17 protein-coding genes are annotated in these 22,938 nt (G+C 64.6%); 13 read left to right on the forward strand and 4 right to left on the reverse strand.

All coding sequences use genetic code 11. The features are described 5' to 3' along the window. Positions 1–151: 151 nt before the first annotated feature. The 7 genes from AUC68_RS07015 (at position 152) to AUC68_RS07050 (ending at position 10,117) form a co-directional block, all read left to right on the forward strand. Complete coding sequence (locus tag AUC68_RS07015; RefSeq protein WP_083240504.1) at positions 152–1,915, forward strand: sulfatase-like hydrolase/transferase; 1,764 nt, start codon at positions 152–154, stop codon at positions 1,913–1,915. A 194-nt stretch (positions 1,916–2,109) separates the two neighbouring features. Beyond that, positions 2,110–3,480 (forward strand): hypothetical protein, encoded by a 1,371-nt coding sequence (locus AUC68_RS07020; RefSeq protein WP_069436948.1) that lies wholly within the window; start codon positions 2,110–2,112, stop codon positions 3,478–3,480. Positions 3,481–3,749: 269 nt separating this feature from the next. Then, on the forward strand, positions 3,750–5,384 hold the full coding sequence (locus tag AUC68_RS07025; RefSeq protein ID WP_083240505.1) for an arylsulfatase: 1,635 nt from the start codon (positions 3,750–3,752) through the stop codon (positions 5,382–5,384). Positions 5,385–5,447: 63 nt separating this feature from the next. Further along, entirely contained in the window at positions 5,448–6,446 is a 999-nt protein-coding gene (locus tag AUC68_RS07030; protein ID WP_069436949.1) for an HAD family hydrolase, read from the forward strand. 197 nt (positions 6,447–6,643) lie between these two features. Then, positions 6,644–7,051, forward strand: a complete 408-nt coding sequence (locus AUC68_RS07035; protein ID WP_141701136.1) for a hypothetical protein — start codon at positions 6,644–6,646, stop codon at positions 7,049–7,051. A gap of 10 nt (positions 7,052–7,061) precedes the next feature. Beyond that, positions 7,062–7,478, forward strand: a complete 417-nt coding sequence (locus AUC68_RS07040) for a hypothetical protein (protein WP_141701137.1) — start codon at positions 7,062–7,064, stop codon at positions 7,476–7,478. 209 nt (positions 7,479–7,687) lie between these two features. Next, positions 7,688–10,117, forward strand: coding sequence for a tetratricopeptide repeat protein (locus AUC68_RS07050; protein ID WP_141701138.1), 2,430 nt, complete (start codon positions 7,688–7,690; stop codon positions 10,115–10,117). 21 nt (positions 10,118–10,138) lie between these two features. Here AUC68_RS07050 and AUC68_RS07055 read toward each other — a convergent pair whose 3' ends face one another. Beyond that, the gene (locus tag AUC68_RS07055) at positions 10,139–10,444 is read right to left on the reverse strand and encodes a hypothetical protein (RefSeq protein WP_069436953.1); all 306 of its coding nucleotides are present in this window, start codon (positions 10,442–10,444) and stop codon (positions 10,139–10,141) included. A 175-nt stretch (positions 10,445–10,619) separates the two neighbouring features. Between AUC68_RS07055 and AUC68_RS07060 the strand changes: the two genes are divergently transcribed. Further along, positions 10,620–11,783 carry a glycosyltransferase family 4 protein gene (locus AUC68_RS07060; protein WP_069436954.1) on the forward strand — a complete coding sequence of 388 codons (1,164 nt, stop codon included), beginning with the start codon at positions 10,620–10,622 and terminating at the stop codon, positions 11,781–11,783. Here AUC68_RS07060 and AUC68_RS07065 read toward each other — a convergent pair. From AUC68_RS07065 to AUC68_RS07075, 3 genes are read right to left on the reverse strand one after another with little or no spacing between them, the layout of a single operon-like run. After that, the gene (locus tag AUC68_RS07065; RefSeq protein WP_069436955.1) at positions 11,755–12,672 is read right to left on the reverse strand and encodes an NAD-dependent epimerase/dehydratase family protein; all 918 of its coding nucleotides are present in this window, start codon (positions 12,670–12,672) and stop codon (positions 11,755–11,757) included. The two genes, AUC68_RS07060 and AUC68_RS07065, sit on opposite strands and share 29 nt — an antisense overlap. Before the next feature lie 6 nt (positions 12,673–12,678). After that, the gene (locus AUC68_RS07070) at positions 12,679–13,686 is read right to left on the reverse strand and encodes an MraY family glycosyltransferase (protein WP_069436956.1); all 1,008 of its coding nucleotides are present in this window, start codon (positions 13,684–13,686) and stop codon (positions 12,679–12,681) included. Between the two features lie 20 nt (positions 13,687–13,706). Further along, positions 13,707–15,668, reverse strand: coding sequence for a polysaccharide biosynthesis protein (locus AUC68_RS07075; RefSeq protein WP_069436957.1), 1,962 nt, complete (start codon positions 15,666–15,668; stop codon positions 13,707–13,709). A gap of 171 nt (positions 15,669–15,839) precedes the next feature. On the opposite strand from AUC68_RS07075, the gene AUC68_RS07080 reads away from it, so the two are divergent. The 5 genes from AUC68_RS07080 (at position 15,840) to hisS (ending at position 22,861) form a co-directional block, all read left to right on the forward strand. Beyond that, positions 15,840–16,976, forward strand: coding sequence for a TRAP transporter substrate-binding protein (locus AUC68_RS07080; RefSeq protein ID WP_069436958.1), 1,137 nt, complete (start codon positions 15,840–15,842; stop codon positions 16,974–16,976). Positions 16,977–17,134: 158 nt separating this feature from the next. Beyond that, positions 17,135–18,673, forward strand: a complete 1,539-nt coding sequence (locus AUC68_RS07085; protein ID WP_083240506.1) for an FAD-linked oxidase C-terminal domain-containing protein — start codon at positions 17,135–17,137, stop codon at positions 18,671–18,673. After that, complete coding sequence (gene glcE, locus AUC68_RS07090) at positions 18,670–19,905, forward strand: glycolate oxidase subunit GlcE (RefSeq protein ID WP_141701139.1); 1,236 nt, start codon at positions 18,670–18,672, stop codon at positions 19,903–19,905. The genes AUC68_RS07085 and glcE overlap by 4 nt, the downstream gene beginning before the upstream one ends. Positions 19,906–19,911: 6 nt before the next feature. After that, entirely contained in the window at positions 19,912–21,288 is a 1,377-nt protein-coding gene (glcF, locus tag AUC68_RS07095) for a glycolate oxidase subunit GlcF (RefSeq protein ID WP_069436961.1), read from the forward strand. Between the two features lie 79 nt (positions 21,289–21,367). Beyond that, on the forward strand, positions 21,368–22,861 hold the full coding sequence (gene hisS, locus AUC68_RS07100; protein WP_069436962.1) for a histidine--tRNA ligase: 1,494 nt from the start codon (positions 21,368–21,370) through the stop codon (positions 22,859–22,861). Positions 22,862–22,938 lie beyond the last annotated feature (77 nt).

A 22,938-nucleotide genomic window follows, 5' to 3' on the forward strand; every position in this document is an offset into this window, starting at 1 on the left:
CGTTAGGGTGTCATCCGTTCGTTACGTGAACAGGGGAAGTGGACCACGATAATCGCCGTGCACAGAGCGATCTCCATCGGGTTGCCGATCGATGCGGGGGGCGACCCATCTGCTCCAACGGGCACACTATCCAACCGAAAGGACGTCCCAAATGTTTCGGCACATATCGTTCGGACTCTGCGCGACCGCACTGTTCAGCCTGGCCGCGACCAGCCCCACCTTTGCGCAATCCAACCTTCGCGGCAGTGCGACCGGCCCGACTACGGCTCCCGGCTTCAGCCATCCGGAGCAGTACATGCATCTCGAGGCGAAGAAGCCTGCGCCGAACATGTACCCGGTGATCAGGCATCCCAACAAAGAGAAGAACGCGGCCGACAAGCTTGCCGCGCTCGCTGAGAAGACCGGCAAGAAGCCGAACATCTTCATCTTCCTTCTCGACGATGTCGGCTGGATGGATCCCGGGTTCAACGGCGGCGGTGTATCGGTCGGGAACGCCACGCCCGAGATGGACAGGTTCGCGGCGGAGGGACTGATCCTCACCTCAGCCTATTCCACCCCGTCTTGTTCGCCGACCCGCGCGACCATCCATACCGGCCAGAACCCGCTGCATCACGGCATTCTGCGTCCGCCGATGTATGGCGAGCCGGGCGGTCTCGACGGCGCCACGACGATGCCGATGCTTCTGAAGAAGGAGGGCTATGTGACCCAGGGCGTCGGCAAGTGGCACATGGGCGAGAACAAAGGCTCCCTGCCGCAAAACGTCGGCTATGACGACTATGTCGGCTTTCTCGGCGTGTCGGACATGTACACCGAGTGGCGCGACGTCTATTTCAATCCGGAAGTCGCGCTGTCGCCCGATCGCTTCAAGATGATGCAGGAAGACAACTTCAATCATTACGAAGTGCACTGCACGCCGGGTGACACGGAGAAGTGCGAGAACGGCAAGCTCATCGACCTCGACTACATCAAGGACCTCGACACCCATTGGATGGATGTCAGTCTTGCCTTCCTCGACAAGATGAAGGGTTCGGACAAGCCGTTCTATCTCTATCACGCGACCCGCGGCTGCCACTTCGACAACTATCCGCCGGACGAGTGGGCCGGCAGGTCCATGGCCCGCACCGTGTACAGCGATTGCATGGTGCGCATGGATTACGTCTTCGGCCAGTTGATGAAGAAGCTGGAGGAGGTCGGCGAGGCTGAAAACACGTTGGTGATTCTCACCTCCGACAACGGTCCTGAGTGTGAGATCCCGCCGCGCGGCCGCACGCCGTTCCGGGGTTGCAAGGGCTCGTCCTGGGAGGGCGGCGTCCGCGTGCCGACCTTCGTTTACTGGAAAGGCATGACCCAGGCGCGCAAGTCCGACCAGTTGTTCGACTTGGCGGACATCTTGCCGACGGCGTTGCACCTCGCGGGCTACCCGGGCGCGAAGCTGGCCACCCTGTTCGACAAGAAGACCTATATCGACGGCGTCGATCAGACCGCGTTCCTGATCGCCGATGGCGGCCTGTCTGCCCGCCGCAGCCGGATCTACACGCTGAATCAGTACTTCTCCGCGGTCCGGATCGACGAGTTCAAGGCGACCACGACCGGCGAGATCGAGGACGGCATCATGAAGCGCGGTTACACCGGCGGCTTCTCCGGCTCGATCTTTACCGATACCGGCGGCGCGGTCGTGGTCAATCTCTACACCAACCCGCAAGAAGACGTGTCGGTCGGCATTCGCCATATCCCGATGGCGGTACCGCTCGGCACCACGGGCGGTTGGTACCTGAAGGAGCTGTTCGAGTATCCGCCGCAGTTCAAGGTCGGCTTCATGTCCAACAACCCGCCGATCTACGACACGATCCCGATCGGCGAGATGGCGGTGAAGGCCTGGATCAAGAAACACGGCTTCGGCCGCTTCCAGAACTAAGACAGCCGGAAACGGACAAGGTCGCGAGAGGTCGGGGCGTGCCGAAAGTGGCGCGCCCCTTGGCGCTCGGCGGCGCGTACATGCTGTTGTTTCCGGGCAACAGCTCTTGAGAAATCCGCGAGCGTAAGGAAATTCGATCAACGGCGCGCCCAAGCGGCATTAGTCTCCCTGGCGGACGATCTTGGGGGACCCGTATGTGGCGTCGCGTTGGACTGGGCCTGGTTGGAGGTCTGCTGTTCGGGGGCTTGTCGCCCCTGGCGGCGCATGCCGAGGAGACCGAGCCGGCGCCCTCCGGCTGGACCGTGACGGGCGGCATGTATGGCTGGTTCCCCTGGGTGGAGGGCACCACCACCGCCATCGGTAAAGACTTCAACATCTATGCGACGCCGATCGACCTGATCGAGCATTTCGATGCACCGCCGGCCATGGTCAATTTCGAAGCGCGGCACGGGAAGGTCTCGTTCTGGGGCGATGTGCTCTATTCCAAATTCGCCTTTGGCGACGACTTTGCCGCCGAGGCCACGCCAATTCCGTTTTTGAGGATTGGCGCATCCGGACAGAGCACCACGGACTATTCGCTCGGCGTCTATCAGTTCGGCGGGTTCTACCAAGTGGCGGAGATCGGCGGGAAGCGAGGCGATACCACGCTCGAGGTCGGGGCCGGTGCACGTTTCATCCAGCAGGACTTCGAGGTGAAGGCGAAGATCGACGCGAACGCCCAGATCAGACTTCGCCGTCTGGTCAACGATATCGAGAGGCGCATCCAGCTGATCGAGAATCGCGAACAGCGGGTGGCGGCCCTCGAGGAATTCAATACCTTGCGCGAGGACCTCATCGACAACCGCATCATTCGAGCGGGCAAACGGAACGTACGGCGGGACGACCGCCTGCGCAAAGGCATCAAACGGAGTCAGAGTCGGGTCAGTAGTCTTACCAAACAAGAAGCGACTCTCTCCGCACAACTCGCGCAGGCCCAAGCCGCGGGTCGCACGCGGGTGGCCGCTGCCCTGCAAAAAGAACTCGACGTCGTCGAAGCACGTTCCAAAGCCAATGCGGCGCGTATCAGGATGTTGCGGAAACAGCTCTTGCGCACCGATACGCGCTACGGGCGTCAGATCGCCCGGCTAAGCGGCCGGCTGCAGCGGGTGGAGAACCGCGGACAAGCCCTTGCCGCGCTCGCGTCCCTCGAGCGACTGCAGGTCGCGCTGCTTCAGAATGCTCTGAACCTCAGCGGCAACGACTACAGGGGTCAGTTCGCCATCGTGGGCACCGGCAACATGGACTGGGTCGACCCCACCATCGCTCTGCGCCTCCAGCATGATTTCGGGAACGGCCATTCGATAACGGCCGTGGGTGATTTCGGCGGATTCAATATCGACGACGGACTCTCCACCCAGATGGTGTTGACCTACGACATCGATGGAACCTTTTGTGGTTTCGAGACGACGACCTCGGTCGGCTACAAGGCCTTGTGGCTCAGCTATGAGGAGCAGACGCCAAGAGGCGAGGTCGGCATGAGCGCGTGGTTGCACGGTCCCATCGTCGAGATCGCGCTTCGCTGGTAGGAGCCGACGATCCACGGGAGCGGCCGGCCTTTGCCTCTTCCTATCGTGCGCGGGCGTTTTTCATCGCCTTCTTCGAAACGTCGCGCTTCGGCGCAACGCCGCGCAAGCCAAACCCATTTTTGTCATGATTAGACAAGGCTGTGTCATGAATCCCGACTAGAGAAGCGCAGGCAAGGGCGCTAAGCTTGCCGCCCAGTCCGGCCTCCGAGACTGGTCGCACAATAGGGCCCCGCACCAAAGAACTTTGGCCCCAAGAGGAGAAGCGTCCAATGGTACTGCTAACGAGAGGGCTCGTCCGAGCCGGTCTCGCGACGGCCGTGGCGGCACTGCTGTCCGTGACCGTCACCACCGGCCCCGCCTTCGCGCAGGAAGACGGGAAGGAAACCGAGACCAGTACGCCGGCCCAGTCCGAAGCCAAGACGGACAAGCCCAATATCCTTGTGATTTGGGGCGACGATATCGGCACGTGGAACATCAGCCACACAACCGCGGGCATGATGGGCTACAAGACGCCGAACATCGATCGGATCGCCGACGAAGGGCTGAGCTTCACCGATTACTACGGTCAGCAGTCCTGCACGGCGGGCCGCGCCGCATTCCTCGGCGGCAACGTGCCGGTGCGGACGGGCATGACCAAGGTCGGCCTGCCCGGCGCCAAGGAAGGGTGGCAGGAGGCCGATGCCACGGTCGCCGCGGTTCTCAAGAGCCTCGGCTACGTGACCGGCCAGTTCGGCAAGAACCACCAGGGCGATTTGGACGAGCATCTGCCGACCAACCACGGCTTCGATGAGTTCTTCGGGAACCTCTATCACTTGAACGCCGAAGAGGAGCCGGAGAACGAGGACTATCCCAAGGACCCCGCCTTTCGCGAGAAGTTCGGTCCGCGCGGTGTGATCCATTCCTGGGCGCAAGAAGACGGCACGCAGAAGATCGAGGACACAGGGCCGCTGACGAAAAAGCGCATGGAGACCGTCGACGACGAGACGCTCGCCGCCGCCAAGGACTTCATCAAGAAGGCCGTCGAGGAGGGCAAGCCCTTCTTCGTGTGGTGGAACGGGACGCGCATGCATTTCCGCACGCACGTCAAGGAGGAGCATCGCGGCATCTCCGGTCCCGACGGGGACGAGTACCACGATGGCATGGTCGAACATGACATGCATGTGGGCCAGCTGCTCGACCTGCTCGACGAGCTCGGCGTCGCCGACAACACGATCGTGTTCTACTCGACGGACAACGGGCCGCACTACAACACCTGGCCCGATGCCGGCATCACGCCATATCGCTCCGAGAAGAACTCGAACTGGGAAGGCGCTTATCGCGTCCCGGCGTTCGTGCGCTGGCCCGGACACTTCCCCGAAGGCGAGACGCTGAACGGCATCGTTTCGCACGAGGACTGGCTGCCGACCTTCGCGGCCGCTGCCGGCAATCCGGACGTCAAGGCACAGCTTGCCGAAGGGACGGAGCTCATCGGCCGCGAGTACCGGAACTATATCGACGGCAACAACATGCTGCCCTACTTCAGCGGCGAGGTTGATGAATCTCCGCGCAAGGAGTTCATCTACGTGAACGACGACGGGCAGATCGTGGCGATCCGCTACGATGCTTGGAAGGCGGTCTTCCTGGAAAACCGCGCCAAGGGGTTCCAGGTCTGGCGCGAGCCGTTCGTGGAGCTTCGCATTCCGCTCTTGTTCAATCTGCGTCGCGATCCGTTCGAACGCGCGCAGCATAACGCGAACACCTACGACGACTGGATGCTCGACCGGGCTTACGTTCTGGTTCCGATGCAAGGTCTGGCGGGAAAGTTCCTGCAGACGATGCAGGACTATCCGCCGAGCCAAACGCCGGGCGCGTTCAACCTCAGCAAGATCGAAGAGAAGTTGAAGAAGAACATCTCCGGTCACTAGTCGATGATGCGGACCGCCGGGATTGCCCGGCGGTCCATTTCTTTTTGGAGACGTAGAAGGCCAATGACCAACAGGTTTTTCCGTGCGGCGGTCGCGTTCGCCGCGATGGCGCTCGTCTCGGCCGCAAGCGCGGCGGACAACGCTGATCCGCTTCCGTCGTGGAACGACGGTCCCACCAAGCAAGCCGTCGAGTCCTTCGTACAGAAAGTGACGGACAAGGACGGCCCCGACTTCGTGCCGCCCGCCGACCGCATCGCCGTGTTCGACAACGACGGCACGTTGTGGGTCGAGCAGCCCGCTTACGTTCAGCTCATCTTTGCCCTCGACCGGGTGAAAGAGCTGGCGCCCGAACATCCCGAATGGAAGGAAAAGCAACCCTTCAAGGCGGCCATCGAAGGAGACATGAAGACGCTTGCCGCATCGGGCGAGAAGGGCATCGCCGAACTGATCATGGCGAGCCATGCGGGCATGACGCCTTCGGCGTTTCAGAAGATCGTCGGCGATTGGCTGGCGGCGACCAAGGACAAGCGCTTCCAGCGCAAATATACCGAGCTCGTGTACCAGCCCATGCTCGAACTGCTCGCATATTTGCGGGACAACGGTTTCACCACCTACATCGTATCGGGCGGCGGAATCGAGTTCGTGCGCAACTTCTCAGAACCTGTTTACGGCATCCCGCCGGCCCAAGTCGTGGGGTCGAGCATCAAGACGAAGTATGAGGTGGTTGACGGTGAACCGACCGTCATGCGCCTCCCCGAGATGAACTTCGTCGACGACAAGACCGGCAAGCCCATCGGTATTACCCAGCATATCGGCCAGCGTCCCATCGCGGCCTTCGGCAATTCCGACGGCGATTTCGAGATGCTGGAATGGACCACGGCCGGCGATGGCGCGCGCTTCGGACTGATCGTTCATCACACCGACGCGGAACGCGAATATGCCTACGACCGCGATTCCCACGTCGGACGTCTCGACAAGGCCCTCGATGCAGCGGTGGAGAACGGCTGGATCGTGGTCGACATGAAAGACGACTGGAAACAGATATTTCCTTCGGTCGATTAGTCGGCCTTGGAGGAATCCGGTCGCTCCAGGTGCGGACATGCGTTCGCGTTGCCAAACATGCGTTGCCGAATGTCCCAGACTAGGCGATATAGCTTCCGTAGTGTCGGCCGCCCCCGAAAGGGCGTGTCCGGACCTGGTGCCAGTCTGACACCGAGTAATAAGGCGCCCCAACGGCGCTGCCCAAGGAGAAGGACCTTATGAAACGATTGAGCCACGTCTTGTGTGGTGTCGCGGCTGTGCTGATGGCCGTCGTCACTGCCCCCGTCGCCAACGCACAGGCCTTGATGGTCTACAAGGAGGGCGCCACGGACGCCCAGATCAAGAAGGACCGTATTGCCTGCCATGAATGGGCGGTCCAGCAGACGAACTTCGACCCGACCGCGACATTCGTCGCCCAGGAGGCCGGGATTCGGACGAGGACGATCATGGAGGTCTCGACCGCGCTGAATGAAGCGGCGGGCGGCACCGATCCGCGGTGGACCGCCGGCGGATTCGGCAACACGCGCACGTCCGCCGACGTTCGCCGCCTCAACGCCCTTTATGCTGATTATCTCAAGGCCGGAGCGCTTTGCCTCCAAGGCCGCGGCTACGTCGTTACCCAATAGGAGTCAGACTATGCGATCGATGATTTCCAAAGCGGGCCTCGGGCTCATTTGTCTGCTCGCGGTTCCGGCGACTGCGTCCGCCGGGGGCACCTATATGTGCGCCTTCACTGACGTTTACGAATGCGACGCGGTCAAAGGCTGCCACCGCGTTTCGCTCGATTTCGCCAATCTGGCGCCGGTGCTGAAGATCGACACCGACAAGAAAGTGATGACGTCGGACGACATCGGCAGCGAGCCGCGGGATGTGGATATGAAGAACATGGAGGAGAAGGGCGACGTCATTCTCTTCCACGGTATCGGCCAGAATCAGGAATCGCCCCGGTCGTTCAGCGCGGCCCTCTCCAAGAAGACGGGCAAGATTCGCGCCGGCATCACCACGGGCGACGCGGTGCTGTCCCTGACTGGCGATTGCGTGGACAGCTTCTAGCCGGGAGCAGACCAACACGCTATCGCGAGCGACGATGAAACGGGCAGGTGCTGGCACCTGCCCGTTGTTCGTGGGAAAGTCGCTCCTCCGCTACAGACCCGCCGAAGGGTGCCATCGCCTTGGATAGCAGACGCAAGTCCTCCAGCAGTGTGAAGTCCTCCAGCAGCGCGAAGTCCTCCAGCAGCGTGAAGTCCCCAGACCAGGCGCGCATGCCTGCGCCGGGAGCGGGGACCGCCGGCGACACTGGATCGGCGCTGCCGCGGCGTGCCAAGCTGTTCCTGCTGATGGGTGTTGCCGCACTCGCGGCCATGGCGGTCCTCGCGGCGGGGCTGGTGTTGAACGTGCTCGCATCGGGCGAGGCCGTGCCGGCGGACCGCGCCGTCGCGTCCGCGGCAGGTCCAACATCGCCGAACGCGTTGCGCTTCGTCGGGAGCGAGACCTGTATCACCTGCCACCAAGATGCGGGTGCGGCCTGGCATCCGTCCCAGCACGCGCATGCCATGGCGCATGCGACCGCCGACACGGTGCTCGGCGATTTCGACGACGCCACGTTCGACTATTTCGGCACCACGACCCGCTTCTTCAAAAAGGACGGCAAGTTCTATGTCGAGACCGATGGGCCGGATGGCGCGCTCGAGACCTTCGAGGTCGAATACACGTTCGGTCTCGATCCCTTGCAGCAATATCTCATCGAATTTGCAGACGGGCGCGTCCAGGCATTGACCATTGCCTGGGACTCTCGTCCCAAGACGCAAGGCGGTCAGCGCTGGTTTCACCTCTATCCCAACGAGAAGATCGGCCACGATGATCCGTTGCACTGGACCAAGCTGAACCAGAACTGGAACTTCATGTGCGCCGAATGCCATTCGACCGGCGTCGCGAAGAGCTACGATCCGGCGACCAAGCGCTACGACACGACCTGGAAGGAGATCACCGTCGGCTGCGAGGCCTGCCACGGTGAAGGCTCGGCCCACGTCGCCTGGGCCAAAGAGGCCGGTGCGGGATCGCCAGCCGACAAGGCGCTGGGTCTCCTCGCCCGGTTCGACGAACGGTCCGGTGTCACATGGTCGCTGGATCCTGAGACGAAGCAGCCCAAACGCAGCGCGCCTCCCATGAGTGTGCGCAAGGAAGTCGAGATGTGCGGACGCTGCCATGCGCGCCGGGGCATCATCTCCGAAGCCTTCGTACCGGGGCGCCCTCTGTCGGACAGCCACCAGGTCGGGCTGATCGCGCGCGGTCTTTATCAGCCCGACGGGCAGATGCTCGACGAGGTCTACAATTACGGCTCGTTCAAACAGTCCAAGATGTTTGCCGCGGGCGTCACCTGCAGCGATTGTCACGATCCCCATAGTGCCAAGCTGCGGGCCCCTGGCGGCGAGGTCTGTCTGCAATGCCATGCGAGCAGCTACAAGGAGCCCGGCCACACCCATCACGATGGCGCGGATGCGCCGACTTGTGTCTCCTGTCACATGCCCGCGCGCGAGTTCATGGTCATCGACACGCGCCACGATCACGGGTTCCGCGTGCCCCGTCCCGATCTGTCCGTGACGCTGGGCGTGGACAATGCCTGTACGGATTGCCATGCCGACAGACCGGCCAAATGGGCGGCCGCTGCGATCGAGGACTGGTATGGGCCCGAGCGCAAGGGCTACCAGAGCTTCGGTCCCGCCTTCCATGCGGCCTGGACCGGCGCGTCCAATGCCGCCGCGCTCCTTGCGGCCGTCGCCGAAGACGAGGCCGCGCCGTCCTTCGTGCGCGCAAGCGCTCTTGAAGAACTGACGGCCTATCCGTCTGCGCGGACCGCCGGCACGGTTCGGGCCGGCCTGTCGGACCGCGATCCGCTGATCCGGCTGGCCGCGCTCGATCATCTGGAGACGGCGTCCGGTGCGCAGCTCTGGCCGCTCGTCTCTCCGCTCCTGGACGATCCGGTTCGTGGCGTGCGAGCCAAGGCCGGATTCCTGCTTGCCGGAACACCGGCGGGAGATTTGTCGGAAGGCGACCGCGCGCGGCTCGATGCGGCCGAGAAGGCGTTCGTCGCGGCGCAGATCCTGAACGCGGACCGGCCCGAGTCGCAGTCGCTGCTGGCCCGCTACTACCTTCGCAAAGGCGAACCCGATCAGGCGGAGGCGGCCTACAAGACGGCGCTGGAGCTCAGCCCGCATTTCACGCCGGCAGCCGTCAATCTCGCCGACCTCTACCGGGCCAAAGGCCGCGACGGCGACGGCGTGGCGGTTCTGCGCGAGGCGCTGCGCCTCTCCCCGAACGATGGCGGCCTGCACCATGCGCTCGGCCTAGCCCTGGTCCGCCTCAAGGAGCCCGACGAAGCCGTGACGGAGCTGGGCCGGGCGGCCGAGCTGGAGCCGGATCGCGTGCGCTATCTTTACGTCTACGCGGTCGGGCTGGATTCGGTCGGCAAGCGCGGCGAGGCGATCGCAGCTCTGAAGTCCGGTCTCGACCGGCATCCGGACAACCGGGAAATCCTGACGGCGCTCGTCAACTACGCGCAGCAGGACGGGGATCTGTCGGCAGCGCTGGCCTATGCCCAGCGTCTCGCCAAGGCGGACCCGGCCAACCAGAACGTCAAGCAGCTGATCGAGGCGCTTACAAAACGGGTGATGGAGAAGCAGCGCGCGCAGTAGCGCCTGGGTCGGTCGTGCGGCCTAGCGGAAATAGGGGCCGGACCGCCAAGCCGGGGTCGGCTGGCTGATTCCGGGCGCCGGGATGGCGATACCGTTGCCGTAGTCCGAGACAAAGCCGGTGCCGTCGCCGCCGCTCGTATACGGCATGGCCAAGGAGCTGCCTTCGAACTGGGGCATCGAATAGGTGGGCGAAAGGCCGAGATGTTCCGCGGTGCTCGTCGGAAGCTCCGCATCCTCGCCCTGAATCTCAAATGCATTTGCGCCGAGCGGCGCGAATGCCGACCCTGCAAAGCCGCAAATCACGAGAAACCGAACGAGCGCTTTCATCGTCAAATCCCCAAGAATCCCCACGATAGTTGAGGGAGAACATAACGCGTCCTGTGGCCCGATTCCATCCGAAAAATGGTACGAAATTGAGGGCGGGAGCCATCGGCGGGCGGTTTGGGTGGCGTGCGCGCCGTTTCCTTTCACAGGGCGTTGACGGCTGCTATAAGCTCGCCCCATGGCGCAGCGCGTACTCTTTCTCATCACCGAAGACTGGTATTTTCTCGCGCATCGCCTTCCGATGGCGCGCGCGGCCAAGGCCGCTGGTTACGAAGTCCATGTTGCGACGCGGCTCAGGGACGGCGCCGAGGCCATTGAGAAGGAAGGCTTTATTGCGCACGCGCTCGGGTGGAGCCGCGGCAGCGTCTCGCCTTGGGGGAATGTGTCGGCCGTCCTCGAGATCCGGCGGCTTCTTCGGGATTTGCGGCCCGAGATTCTCCACAACGTGTCGCTGAAGCCGATGCTGCTCGGAGGACTGGCGAGCTTCGGCCACAAGGACGTCGCGGTCGTGAACAACATGACGGGGCGCGGTTCGCTGTTCGCAGATGGCGCCCCCAGCGGGCCGGTGCAGCGGGCCGTCGGCTTCGCGCTCGGAACCTTGCTCGGACGCGAACGCAGTAAGACGGTCGTCGAGAATCCCGACGACAAGAATTTTCTCATCGCGCTGGGCGTTCCGGCCGACAGGGTCGTGGTGATCCCGGGGTCCGGTGTCGACACCGAGCGCCTCGTCCCGCTCCCTGAGCCGTCCGCGCCGGTGACCGCGGCCTTCGCGGGGCGCATGCTCGCCGTCAAAGGGGTGGAGGAACTCGTCCGCGCCTTTTCGCTCGTCCGCGCGCAAGGGGTGCCCTTGCGACTGCTCCTGGCCGGGGACTGCGACACGGAGAACTCGGGCTCGTTGAAACCGGAGCAGTTGAAGGCGTTTGCCGCGATCGACGGCATCGCCTGTCTCGGTCATGTGGACGACATCCGGGACGTGTGGGCCAAGGCCCATTTTGCGGTGCTCGCCTCCCGGGGCGGAGAGGGTGTGCCCATGAGCCTCCTGGAGGCTGCGGCGTGCGGGCGGCCGATGGTGGTCACGGACGTCCCCGGTTCGCGCGACATCGTCGTCGACGGCGTGAGCGGACTGACCGTGCCGCTTGGCGACACGCCCGCTCTTGCCGAGGCGATGGCGACGCTTGCGCGCGATGCGGACCTTCGCGATCGCTGTGCCAAAGCCGCGCGGGCGCTCGCCGAGGAGACGTTCTCGGCGCCGGAAGTCGGACGGCAGCTCATGGCCGTCTACAGGGCGCTCGGCCCGGCGCAGCGGACGGCGGTCAACGACCTGCGCGCATCATCCGTTTGATCCCATCCGGTGTTGCGACCTCCGGCGTCCACCCCGTTGCCATCAACTTCGAGGCGTCGATCTCGAACGTGCCGCAAACCCGTTCCCAGTCGGCCTCGCGGCCGAACGACTTCATCAGCCGTTTGATGGCGCCGTGGGGCATTTTCACGAGCTGCGGCGTGCGGCCAAGGCCCTCGCGCATGGCGGCCACGAGCCCGGCGACGCTGATCGGGGTCGCGTCGGCGACCAGATAGGTCTCGTTCCGCGTCTGCTCGGTGTCGAGGACATGGGCGATCGCCGAGATGAGATTGTCGATCGACACCAGCGACCGCCGGTTCTCCAGCCCGCCGAACGGCAATGGCATCGGCGTCTTGGCGATGGTGGCGAGCGAGGCGATATTGCCCTTCACGCCCGGCCCATAGACCACCGCGGGGCGGAGCACGGTGAAGTCCACGCCGCTCGCCGCGAGCCGCCGTTCCGCCTCGAGTTTGGTCCGGCCGTAGATTTCCGTGGGCGCCGGCGGGTCCGTCTCGGTGATCGTCGCCTCGGAGGAGAGGCCCGCTTGGGCGCGCACGGATGACATCAGGACGAAGCGCGCGATGCGGCCCTTGGCTTGGCCGGCGAGCTCGGCCACGGCCTCGGTGTTGATCCGGGTGTAGACATCGTCCGGCAGGGCCCCCGGCGCATGGGCGATGCCGGCGAGGTGCACGATGTGGCTGACGTCCTCGAGCGCCCCGGTCCAATCGGCGGGACGGGAGAGATCGGGCATCGCGAAGGGCTCCACATTGGGCGCCTGCGCGATGGTTGAGGGATCGCGGGCTGCGGCCCGGACGAAGAAGCCGCGTTTCGCCAGGGCCGGGACCAGGCTCTGACCGATGAAACCGGAGGCGCCGGTGACGAGGACACGCATCTGATCCTAGCGCCCCCGCGCGAAGTTGGTCAGGACGAGCGCGACGCCGCCGATCCCGAGCGCCAGGGCCGCCATATCGGCCGCGAGCGATCGGGCGAGTGCGGCGGCGACGGCCAGGATCGCGAGCCAGCCGCAAAGCAGGAAGACCCAGGTCGTGACCTCCGGCACACGGAAGCCGTTCGCAACGGCTCTTTGGTAGAAATGGGTCCGGTGCGCCGCGGTCACCTTCTCGCCGTTGCGCAGGCGCCGGACGAAAGTCAGCGCGCTGTCCGCGATCGTGTAGAGGGCCAGTAGCAGCGCCGAGACGAAATGCGCCTCCGCAACCCAGATCAGCATGTAGGCCAGGATCAATCCGATCGGCAGGCTGCCCGAGTCGCCCAGAAAGATGCTGGCCGGGTGCTTGTTGAAGACGGCGAACCCCAGCATGGCGCCGAGCAGCGCGAGCGCCAGAAAGCCGATCCCAGGCGGGACGACGTCCAGCCACCACAGTGCCCCGACGCCTAGCGTCATCGGCACCACCTGGGCCACGGTCATCCAGTCGAGACCGTCCAGGAAATTGACCACGTTCACGAAGCACACAGCCCCGAACACGAGCGGCACCCGTTCGGCGCTGGTCGGCAGGACCGCGGGCAACACCCGGACGTCCGGCGGCATGGTCAAGACGATCCCCAGCGCGACGGCGGCCTGGACCAGGAGCCGCCAGGTGACCGGCAGCGGGCGCGCATCGTCCACGCCGCCGAGAAGCATCAGGGCCGCGGCTCCAAGGAGAACCGGGACAAGGTCCGGCGCCGGCACGAGCTTCCAAACGAGAAGCGCGCCACAGACCGCGAAGATCGCAACCATCACCCCAAAGCCTGCCCCCTCCGGCGTGGCCTGGACGTGAGAGGAACGCTCGTTGGGATGCGCCATCAAATGGCGGACGAGCAGGGGCCGGAGGAGGTAGATCAGGACCGCACTCAAGGCTGCGCTCACGCCGACCACGGCGGCACTGGGAACGAAATCGGCCTCGGTCATGGGATCAGCGCAGCATGCGGTCAGTGCAGGGTTTGAGAGTGGGGCTCCCACTCATCCGTTCCGGCCGCCACGTTCGCCGCGGCACCGGACGGCGCATAGCCCTCGACAGTCGCCTGCAACATCTCTTGCAGGTCGACCAGGTCGTTCTTCGAGATCGCCGCCTCGAAGCGTGCAAGCGCGGCGATCAGGTCATCGTAGCCCAAGACAGGCTCGGAGGTCTTGAAGATGCGCGGATGGTTGGTCCCCGTCGCGTCCTCGCCGATCAGCAATTCCTCGAAAAGCTTCTCACCGGGACGCAAGCCCACATATTCGATGGCCACGTCGCCCTCGGGGCGCTCCTCGTCGCGCACTTCCAGGCCCGACAGCCGGATCATCGTGCGCGCCAGATCGTCGATTTTGACCGGCGTTCCCATTTCCAGGACGAAGACCTCGCCGCCCTCCGCCATGGCCCCGGCTTGGATGACGAGTTGGGCCGGTTCGGGGATCGACATGAAATAGCGGATCACTTCGGGATGGGTAACGGTGACGGGCCCACCCGCCTTGATCTGCTTGCGGAACAGGCGGACCACGGAGCCGGAGGAGTCCAGGACGTTGCCGAAGCGCACCATCGTGAAGATCGTCTTGTGCGGGTCCTCCGCCAAGGCCTGCAGGACCAACTCGGCCAGGCGCTTGCTGGCGCCCATGACATTCGTCGGCCGCACCGCCTTGTCGCTCGAGATCAGCACGAAGCGCTCGATGCCGGCGGCCCGGGCGGCTTCCGCCACCACCTGGGTTCCGAACGTGTTGTTCCGCAGGCCGACGCAAGGGTTCACCTCGACGATCGGCACATGCTTGTAGGCGGCCGCGTGGTAGATGACCTCGACGTCGTGCTGCGCCAGGGTCCGGTCGATCAACGTGCGGTCCAGCACCGACCCGAGCACGACGACCACTTCTCTCGGCGCGCGCGCGGGGACGTCGACGCGCATGCCGCGCTGGATTTCGGCGATCTCGAGCGAGATCTCGTAGAGCGCGGGTTCCGAGACGTCGAACAGGACCAGGGTCTTGGGTCCAAGCTGCAGGAGCTGACGGGCGAGCTCGGAGCCGATCGAACCGCCCGCGCCGGTGATCAGGACTGACTTGTCCCGGACCTGCGAGGACAGCAGTTCCAAATCGGGCGAGACCGGATCGCGGCCCAGGAGATCGTCCACATCGATGGGACGAAGATCGCTGATCTCGACACGGCCCGACGCAATCTCCTCCAGCGCGGGCAGGGTCTTCACCTCGACGGGATATTTCTCCAGAAACTTGAGGGCCACCCGGCGCTCGCTGCGGAGCACCGACGGCGCGGCGAGGAGCACCTCGTCGACCTTCTCGTCGGCGATGACCTTGCCGATCTTCTCGGGCCGGACGACCTTGACCCCGTGCACCACCTGACCGGCCAGCGAGGGGCTGGAGTCGATGAAGGCGACCATGCGATAGGTGCCGGCCTCGTGCAGCGCGCGCAGCAACTGAATGCCTGCCGGGCCCGCGCCGTAGATGATGACGTTCTTCCGTATGTCCGTGCGGATCGGCTCGAACTGCGGCGCGGCTTTGAGCAGCATCGACCCGGCCCACTGACGGCTCAACCGGATCAAGATGGCCGCGACCAGCGCGTAGATCACGACGACCGAGCGCGGGTGGTTCTTGACCCCGCTCATATAGACCACGAGGGCCCACAGAACCGCGGCGATGATCACGGCGATGTAGATCTGCGTGGTGCCGGAGGGGCCGATGAAGCGGGTGACAAGCTTGTAGAGGCCACGCCAGTAGAAGACGAAGACGCCGATGACGGGCGCGGCCAGCAGAAGCAGCAGGGTCTGCCAGGTTTCGGGTATGTAGACGCGGCTCAGACGCAAGGAATAGGCCACCCACAACGCGATGCCGAGCATCGCGAAGTCATTCGCGATAAGCAGAATCCGCTTGAACCAGCGGGGGCGTTCGATCAGCCAAACAGCGAAGTTCATGGAACCGTCCCGCGCTAGACCCTACCAAGTCCAGCCTAACAACCTGATGCGCGTCGGAAAGTTGGTCGAACCATAGCGGAAGCCCAATCCAAACGGAAGCAACGGGTTGAGGTCTTGCGATCTTCCCGTCAAGCTCGGCGCGTCTCCGGGCCTGAAGGGCGGCGATTCGCGATGAGGTCGATCTTTTTCAAGGCGCTTGTGGCGGGCGGGGCGACCCTGGCGGCCTTTACGGCGGCGAGTGCCGCCCTGGCCGAGGGTGTCACCCTGGTCACTCCGCTCGCCTTCGGAACCCATGTCCCGGGTCTGGGGACGCCTGCGCGCGAACTGGCCAAGCTCCTGAAGGAGCGCTCGGACGGCACCTTGCAGTTGGATTTGAAGGAGCCCGGTGACGGCACGGCCCCGTTCGAGATCCTGGACAAGGTCTCCGACGGCAAGGTCGACGCGGGCTACGCGACGGCCGGCTACTGGGCCGCAAAACTGCCCGCCGCCAGCCTGTTCGGCGGGTTTCCGTTCGGTCCCGCCGCCAAGGGCTATCTGGACTGGTTCAACCGCGGCCATGGGCGCGCGCTCTACCAGGAGATGTACGATCAGGCCAAGATCGAGGTCCACGTGATCCCTTGTGCCTTCGGCGGCGCGGAGGCGGGCGGCTGGTTTGCGAAGGAAATCGGCTCCAAGGAGGATCTCGACGGCCTGCGCATGCGCATTTTCGGGCTTGGCGCGCGGGTGATGATGCGCCTCGGCGTCGTCCCGGTTCTCGTCCCCGGGAGCCAGATCGCGGCCGCCTTCGATGACGGAAAGATCGAAGCGGCGGAGGCCTACACGCCGGCGGTCGATCGCGCCAACGGGCTTCAGGACGCGGTCAAGACCTTGTATGAGCCGGGCTGGAATCAGCCCGCCACCGTGTTCGAGTTTCTGATCAATCGGGATCGTTGGGCGGCGCTCGGACCCGAGCACCAATCCCTGATCGAGAGCACCTGCGGCGAGCTGCTTCAGCGCACGCTCGCGGAGAGCGCCGTCCTGCAGTCGGCGGCGCTGACGGCCTTCGCCAGCCAGGACGGCGTCGAGATTCTCACATTCCCGGACGATGTTCAGGAGGCGCTGCGCGAGGCCTGGCGGGAGATCGCGCGGGAAGAGGGCGTCCGGGACTACCTCTTCAAGGAGGTTCTGGACGACATCGAGACCTTCCAGACCGGGGGCGAGGTCGGGAACGAGGGCGACGGCGAGGCAGGCGGGGTCGCCGAGGCGAATGCGGACGAGCCCATGCCGCCCGCGCCGCCGCCCGGCGATGCGACACCGGTGGGCCCTTGAGCTAGGATGCCGGGCTGGACCCGTTCGTCTGCGCGTTTCGCTTGCGCGCGCGGCTTGATAGGGTAAGAGCGCATGTTGCCCGCCGCCCCTCGAAAATGCGAAGAGGGGTGAGCGTCCTACATCCTAACGGCCTTTTGGACGGCTTGGAGCCTGCTTGCATGTCCACTGTGACCCTTCCAGATCCCGATCGCGTGGTCCTCGCGCGCCGGAACGAAGTGGTGAAGCAGCTCAAGAAGCTGGCGCCGCAGGCGGTGCTGATCGCCGATCTCGAAGGGCGGCGTACGTTCGAATGCGATGCGCTCGCCGCCTATCGGCGCCTGCCGCTCGCGGTGGTGCTTCCGGCGAGCACGGAGGAAGTCTCGGCGATCTTGCGCTTCTGCTACGAGAACCACGTCAAGGTGGTGCCGCGCGGGGCAGGGACGTCGCTTTGCGGCGGTGCGACGCCGCTTGAGGATTCGATCGTCCTGTGCCTGTCGCGGATGAACAAGGTCCTGGAGATCGACGCCGCGAACCGGGTCGCGCGGGTCGAAGCGGGCAGCACGAACATCGCGATCACCCAGGCGCGTCCGGCAAAGGGCTTCTTTTATGCCCCCGACCCGTCGAGTCAGGTGGCCTGTACCGTGGGCGGAAACATCGCCACCAATTCCGGCGGCGCGCATTGCCTCAAATACGGCGTCACGGTCAACAACCTCCTGGCCGTGCGCATGGTGATGATGGATGGCGAGATTGTCGATCTCGGCGGCAGCTATCTGGATGCGCCGAACTACGATTTCCTGCCGTTGATCACGGGCTCCGAAGGACAGCTCGGTGTCGTCACCGAGGCGAGCGTCCGGCTTCTGGCGGCCCCGAAGCGCGCGCCCGTCCTGATCGGATTCGATTCCGCCCAGGCGGCCGCTTCCTGCGTCGCCGCGATCATCGCTTCCGGCATCGTGCCCGTCGCGATCGAGTTCATGGACCGCCCGGCGATCCATGTCTGCGAGCATTTCGTTCCGGCCGGCTATCCGCTCGACGCCGAGGCGGCGCTGATCGTGGAGGTCGAAGGCTCGGAGGACGAGATCGAGTACCTCTTGGAGAAGATCGAGGACATCGCCCAGGACTACAATCCGATCAGTGCCCGGCGCAGCCAGAGCGCGGAGGAGAGCGCGCTGATCTGGAAGGGGCGCAAGGCGGCCTTTGGCGCGATCGGTCAGATTTCGGACTACATGTGCATGGATGGCGTCATTCCGCTGTCGGCCTTGCCCGCGGCGCTCGAGGGCGTCAGTCTGATCTGCCGCAAATACCGGTTCGACGTGGCCAATATCTTCCATGCGGGCGACGGCAATCTGCACCCGCTGATCCTCTATGATGCCAACGATCCGGGGCAGCTCGAACGCGTGGAGCTTTGCGGCGCCGAGATCTTGAAGCTCTGCGTCGAGCTGGGCGGCTGCCTGACCGGCGAGCACGGCGTGGGCATCGAGAAGCGCGAACTCATGTATGAGCAGTTCACGGACGAGGATATCGACCAGCAAGTCCGGATCAAGGAAGAGCTGGACCCCGCCTGGCTTCTCAACCCGGGCAAGGTGTTCCCGATCCTCGGCCGCGACGCGCTGAAACTGACCATCGACCTGACCCGGCTCGATGCCGGCCCGGACGGGGCGCCGCCACAAGGCGAGCTCGTGGACGAAGGCGCATATATCGAAGGCGAGGAGACGCTGTGACCGCCCATATGCGCCTTGGGTTCCAGGCTCCGGAAACCGAAGAGGAGCTGTCGCAGCTCGTCGTCGAGGCGGCGGAAGCCCGCACGCCGCTTGAGATCATGGGCAAGGGTACCAAGCGCGAACTGGGTCATGCAGTCCGGGCGGGCGCGATCGTCAGCACCGAGAACATGAAGGGCATCACCCTGTACGAGCCCACCGAGCTCGTCATGGTGGCCAAGGCCGGGACGCCGATTGCCGAGATCGAAGCCGCGCTCGCCGAAAACGATCAGGAACTCGCCTGCGAGCCGGTCGATATCGCGCCGGTCCTGGGTTACGGTCCCGGCGACGGCACCGTCGGCGGTCTTGTGGCCACGAACATTTCCGGCAGCCGCCGCATTCTCAAAGGCGCGGTGCGGGACCACGTTCTCGGCATCCGCGCCGTCAACGGACGTGGGGAGATCATCAAGTCGGGCGGGCGCGTCATGAAGAACGTGACGGGCTACGACCTCGCCCGGACGCTGGTCGGCTCCTGGGGCACGCTGGCCGTCATGAGCGAGGTCGCGCTGAAAGTGCTGCCCGTGCAGCGCGAATCGCGCACGCTGGTCTTCTTCGGACTGACCGATTTCGCCGCCGTCGAGGCGCTGTGTCTCGCCATGGGGACGCCCTATGAGGTGTCCGGCACGCTTCACCTTCATGCCGAACTGGCCGCGCGCGTGACCGATGAAGAGCTCGCAGGCAATGGTGCCGCCGTAACCGCGATCCGGGTGGAGAGCTTCCCGGCCTCAGCCAGATATCGCACCAGCCGGCTGCGCGAGGCCCTGCTGGCCTACGGGCCCCAACTCGAACTGGACTCCGATCGCAGCCGGGTCTTTTGGCGCGACGTGCAGTCGCTGAAGATGTTCCAAGACGTGAAATATCCGCTCTGGCGCGTCTCCACGGTTCCGAGCCGGGCTGCGACCCTCATCGGCAACCTTGCGCGCAAGATCGACGTCCGTGTGGCCTATGACTGGTCGGGCGGCCTCGTCTGGATCGAGACGCCGGCCCTCGCCGATGCGGCCGCGGTGGAGATTCGCCGTCAACTCGCGGAGTTTGGAGGACATGCCACGCTGATTCGCGCCGACAGTACGATTCGCAACGGCACGAACGTGTTCCAGCCCTTGGAGCCGCCCCATGACGCGCTGGCGGCGAAGCTGAAACATGCCTTCGACCCGCTCGGCCTGTTCAACCCCGGCCGGCTGTATCGGGACCGGTAGCGCGCCATGGAAACCAATTTCAACGCTCTGCAACTTGGAGACGCCACGATCGCGCGGGCGGACGAGATCTTGCGCCGCTGCGTCCATTGCGGTCTCTGCACCGCGACCTGTCCCACCTATGTGCTGACAGGGGATGAGCGCGACAGTCCGCGCGGGCGCATCTACCTGATGAAGCAGATGTTCGAGACGCGCGACGTGCCTGCGACGACCGTCTATCACATCGACCGGTGCCTCTCCTGTCTCGGCTGCATGACGGCGTGCCCGAGCGGCGTCGACTATATGCATCTGGTCGATCTAGCCCGCTTGCGCATCGAGCAGCGCGGGCACCGCAGCCCGAACAAGAACACGATGCGCATGTTCCTGAGCCGGGTGCTGCCCTATCCGAGCCGGTTCAAGACCATGCTGATCCTCGGCTGGTTTGCCCGGCCGTTCCGCGGCGTGATCGGCAAGCTGGGCATGAAGCGCATCGCGGCGGCGCTGGAACTGGTTCCGAAGGACGCGCTGAAGCTCAAGATCCTGCGCCCGCGCTCCGCCTACAACCCGCGCGCGCCGCAGCCCAAACGCGTGGCCATCATGCTGGGCTGCGTCCAGGAGGTGCTGGCGCCCCAGATCAACCGGGCGGCGATTCGCCTGCTGCGCCGGCATGGCGTGGACGTGATGGTGGTGAAGGACGAGGGCTGTTGCGGCGCGCTGTCCCATCATCTGGGGCGCGACGAGGAAGCGCGCGGCCATGCGCGGCGGAATATCGATGCGCTCACGGCGGTCATGCGCGAGCGGCTCTTGGACGCCATCATCCCCACCGCCAGCGGCTGCGGCACCACGCTGAAGGACTATGGCAATCTGCTCGAACGCGATCACGGCTACGCGGAACGCGCCGAATACGTGGCCGGTCTCACGCGCGATCCGACCGAGTTCCTGAGCGAGATCGAGCTCAATCCGCCCGTGATGTGGACCGGGCTCAAGGTCGCCTATCACTCCGCCTGTTCCCTGGGCCATGGGCAGAAGCTCGACGAACTGCCCCGGCAGCTCCTGGAGCAGGCCGGTTACACGCTGACGGAGATCCCGGAAGGCCATTTGTGCTGCGGTTCGGCCGGCACCTACAACATTGTCGAACCGGAACTCTCCGCCGAGCTTCGGGACCGCAAGATCAAGAACATCGAATCGATCTCCCCGGACGTCATCGTCACGGGCAATATCGGCTGCATCACCCAGCTCAAGGCCGGCACCGACATCCCCATCGTCCACACGGTGGAGCTTCTGGACTGGGCCACGGGCGGTCCGTGCCCGCCGGCGCTGTCGAAGATGCGCAAGCGCGCCCATCCCATCGAGGCGCTGGTCGAGATGGCCAAGGCCTCGGCCAAGGAAAAGGCGCTCGCCGATTAGGCCCCGCTTGCTTGCTGGCCGGGGAGCGATGGGCTAGAACGCGGCGGCTTGAGCATTTTGAATAACGGCCGCATCCCTCATGAGTCAGAACGACGATAAGCCCGGCCAAGGGCCTGATATCTCTCGTCCCGAAGCGCGCCTGCCCAAAGGGCTGCAGGACGGATCGGCGCAAGAGATTCGCGCGACCGAGGCGATGCTGGCCACCATCAAGTCCGTGTTCGAGCTCTACGGCTTCGAGCCGCTGGCGACGCCTGCCATCGAGTATACGGACGCGCTCGGCAAGTTCCTGCCCGACGAGGACCGGCCCAACGCGGGCGTGTTCTCCTTCCAGGACGACGACGAGCAATGGCTGTCGCTGCGCTACGACCTGACGGCGCCGCTCGCCCGCTACGTGGCCGAGAACTTCCAGACCCTGCCGAAGCCCTTCCGCCGCTATCAGACGGGGCTCGTGTGGCGCAACGAGAAGCCGGGCCCGGGCCGCTTCCGCCAGTTCATGCAGTTCGACGCGGACACGGTCGGCGCGCCGTCCGTCGCGGCGGACGCGGAACTGTGCATGCTCGCCGCCGACACCATGGAGGCGTTGGGCGTCCCGCGCGGGGACTATGTGGTCAAGGTCAACAGCCGGAAGATTCTTGACGGCGTTCTTGATTCCATCGGTGTCGAAGAGGACCGGCGGCTCACGGTCTTGAGGGCCATCGACAAGTTCGACCGGCTTGGTAGAGACGGCGTTGAATTACTCCTTGGCGAAGGCCGGAAAGACGAGAGCGGCGACTTCACGAAGGGCGCGGGTCTGTCAGCGGACGATATCAACACGGTGATTTCATCGACCTGTCCGGTGGCGGGCGGGAATGCCGCTGCCTTGGAGAAACTCGCGCAGCTTCCGGAAACGGAGGCCGGTGCGAATGGAGTCCAGGAACTCAAGACGATTGCAGATCTCATAGAGTCGGCGGGTTACGCGGATCGCATTCTCATCGACCCGTCTATCGTCCGTGGCCTCGAATATTACACGGGCCCCGTGTTCGAGACGGAGCTGACGCCGACGATCAAAGACAATCGCGGGCAGACCATCCGGCTAGGCTCCGTCATGAGCGGCGGGCGCTATGACGGACTCGTCGAACGCTTCACCGGAGAGCGCGCGCCGGCGACCGGCATTTCGGTCGGCGTGTCGCGGCTCCTGTTCGGCCTTCAGCTGCTCGGCAAATACACCGGCGACGAGAGCCAAGGCCCCGTGGTCGTGCTCGTCTTCGACAAGGATCGCATGGGTGACTACCAGCGAATGGTGCAGACCTTGCGCGCGGCGGACATCCGCGCCGAGCTCTATCTCGGTTCGTCCGGCATGAAGGCGCAGATGAAATATGCCGACAAGCGCGGCGCCCCTTGCGTCGTCATCCAAGGTGGCGACGAAAAAGAGCGCGGCGAAGTTCAGATCAAGGACCTCGCGCTCGGCGCCACGCTCACCAAGATCGAAGACCGTGAGGAGTACCTGAAGAAACAGGCCGAGGCGCAGTTCGCCGTCCCGGAAGCCAAGCTTGTCGAAGCGGTTCGCCAGGTCCTTTCGCGCCAGAAGACATAGGAATGTTAGCGATGGCCTCCTATGACATGTCATGGCCGGGCTTGACCCGGCCATCCACGGTCTTCTCTGTGGCTCTG

It is taken from the genome of Methyloceanibacter methanicus (genome assembly GCF_001723285.1).
GTDB lineage: Bacteria > Pseudomonadota > Alphaproteobacteria > Rhizobiales > Methyloligellaceae > Methyloceanibacter > Methyloceanibacter methanicus.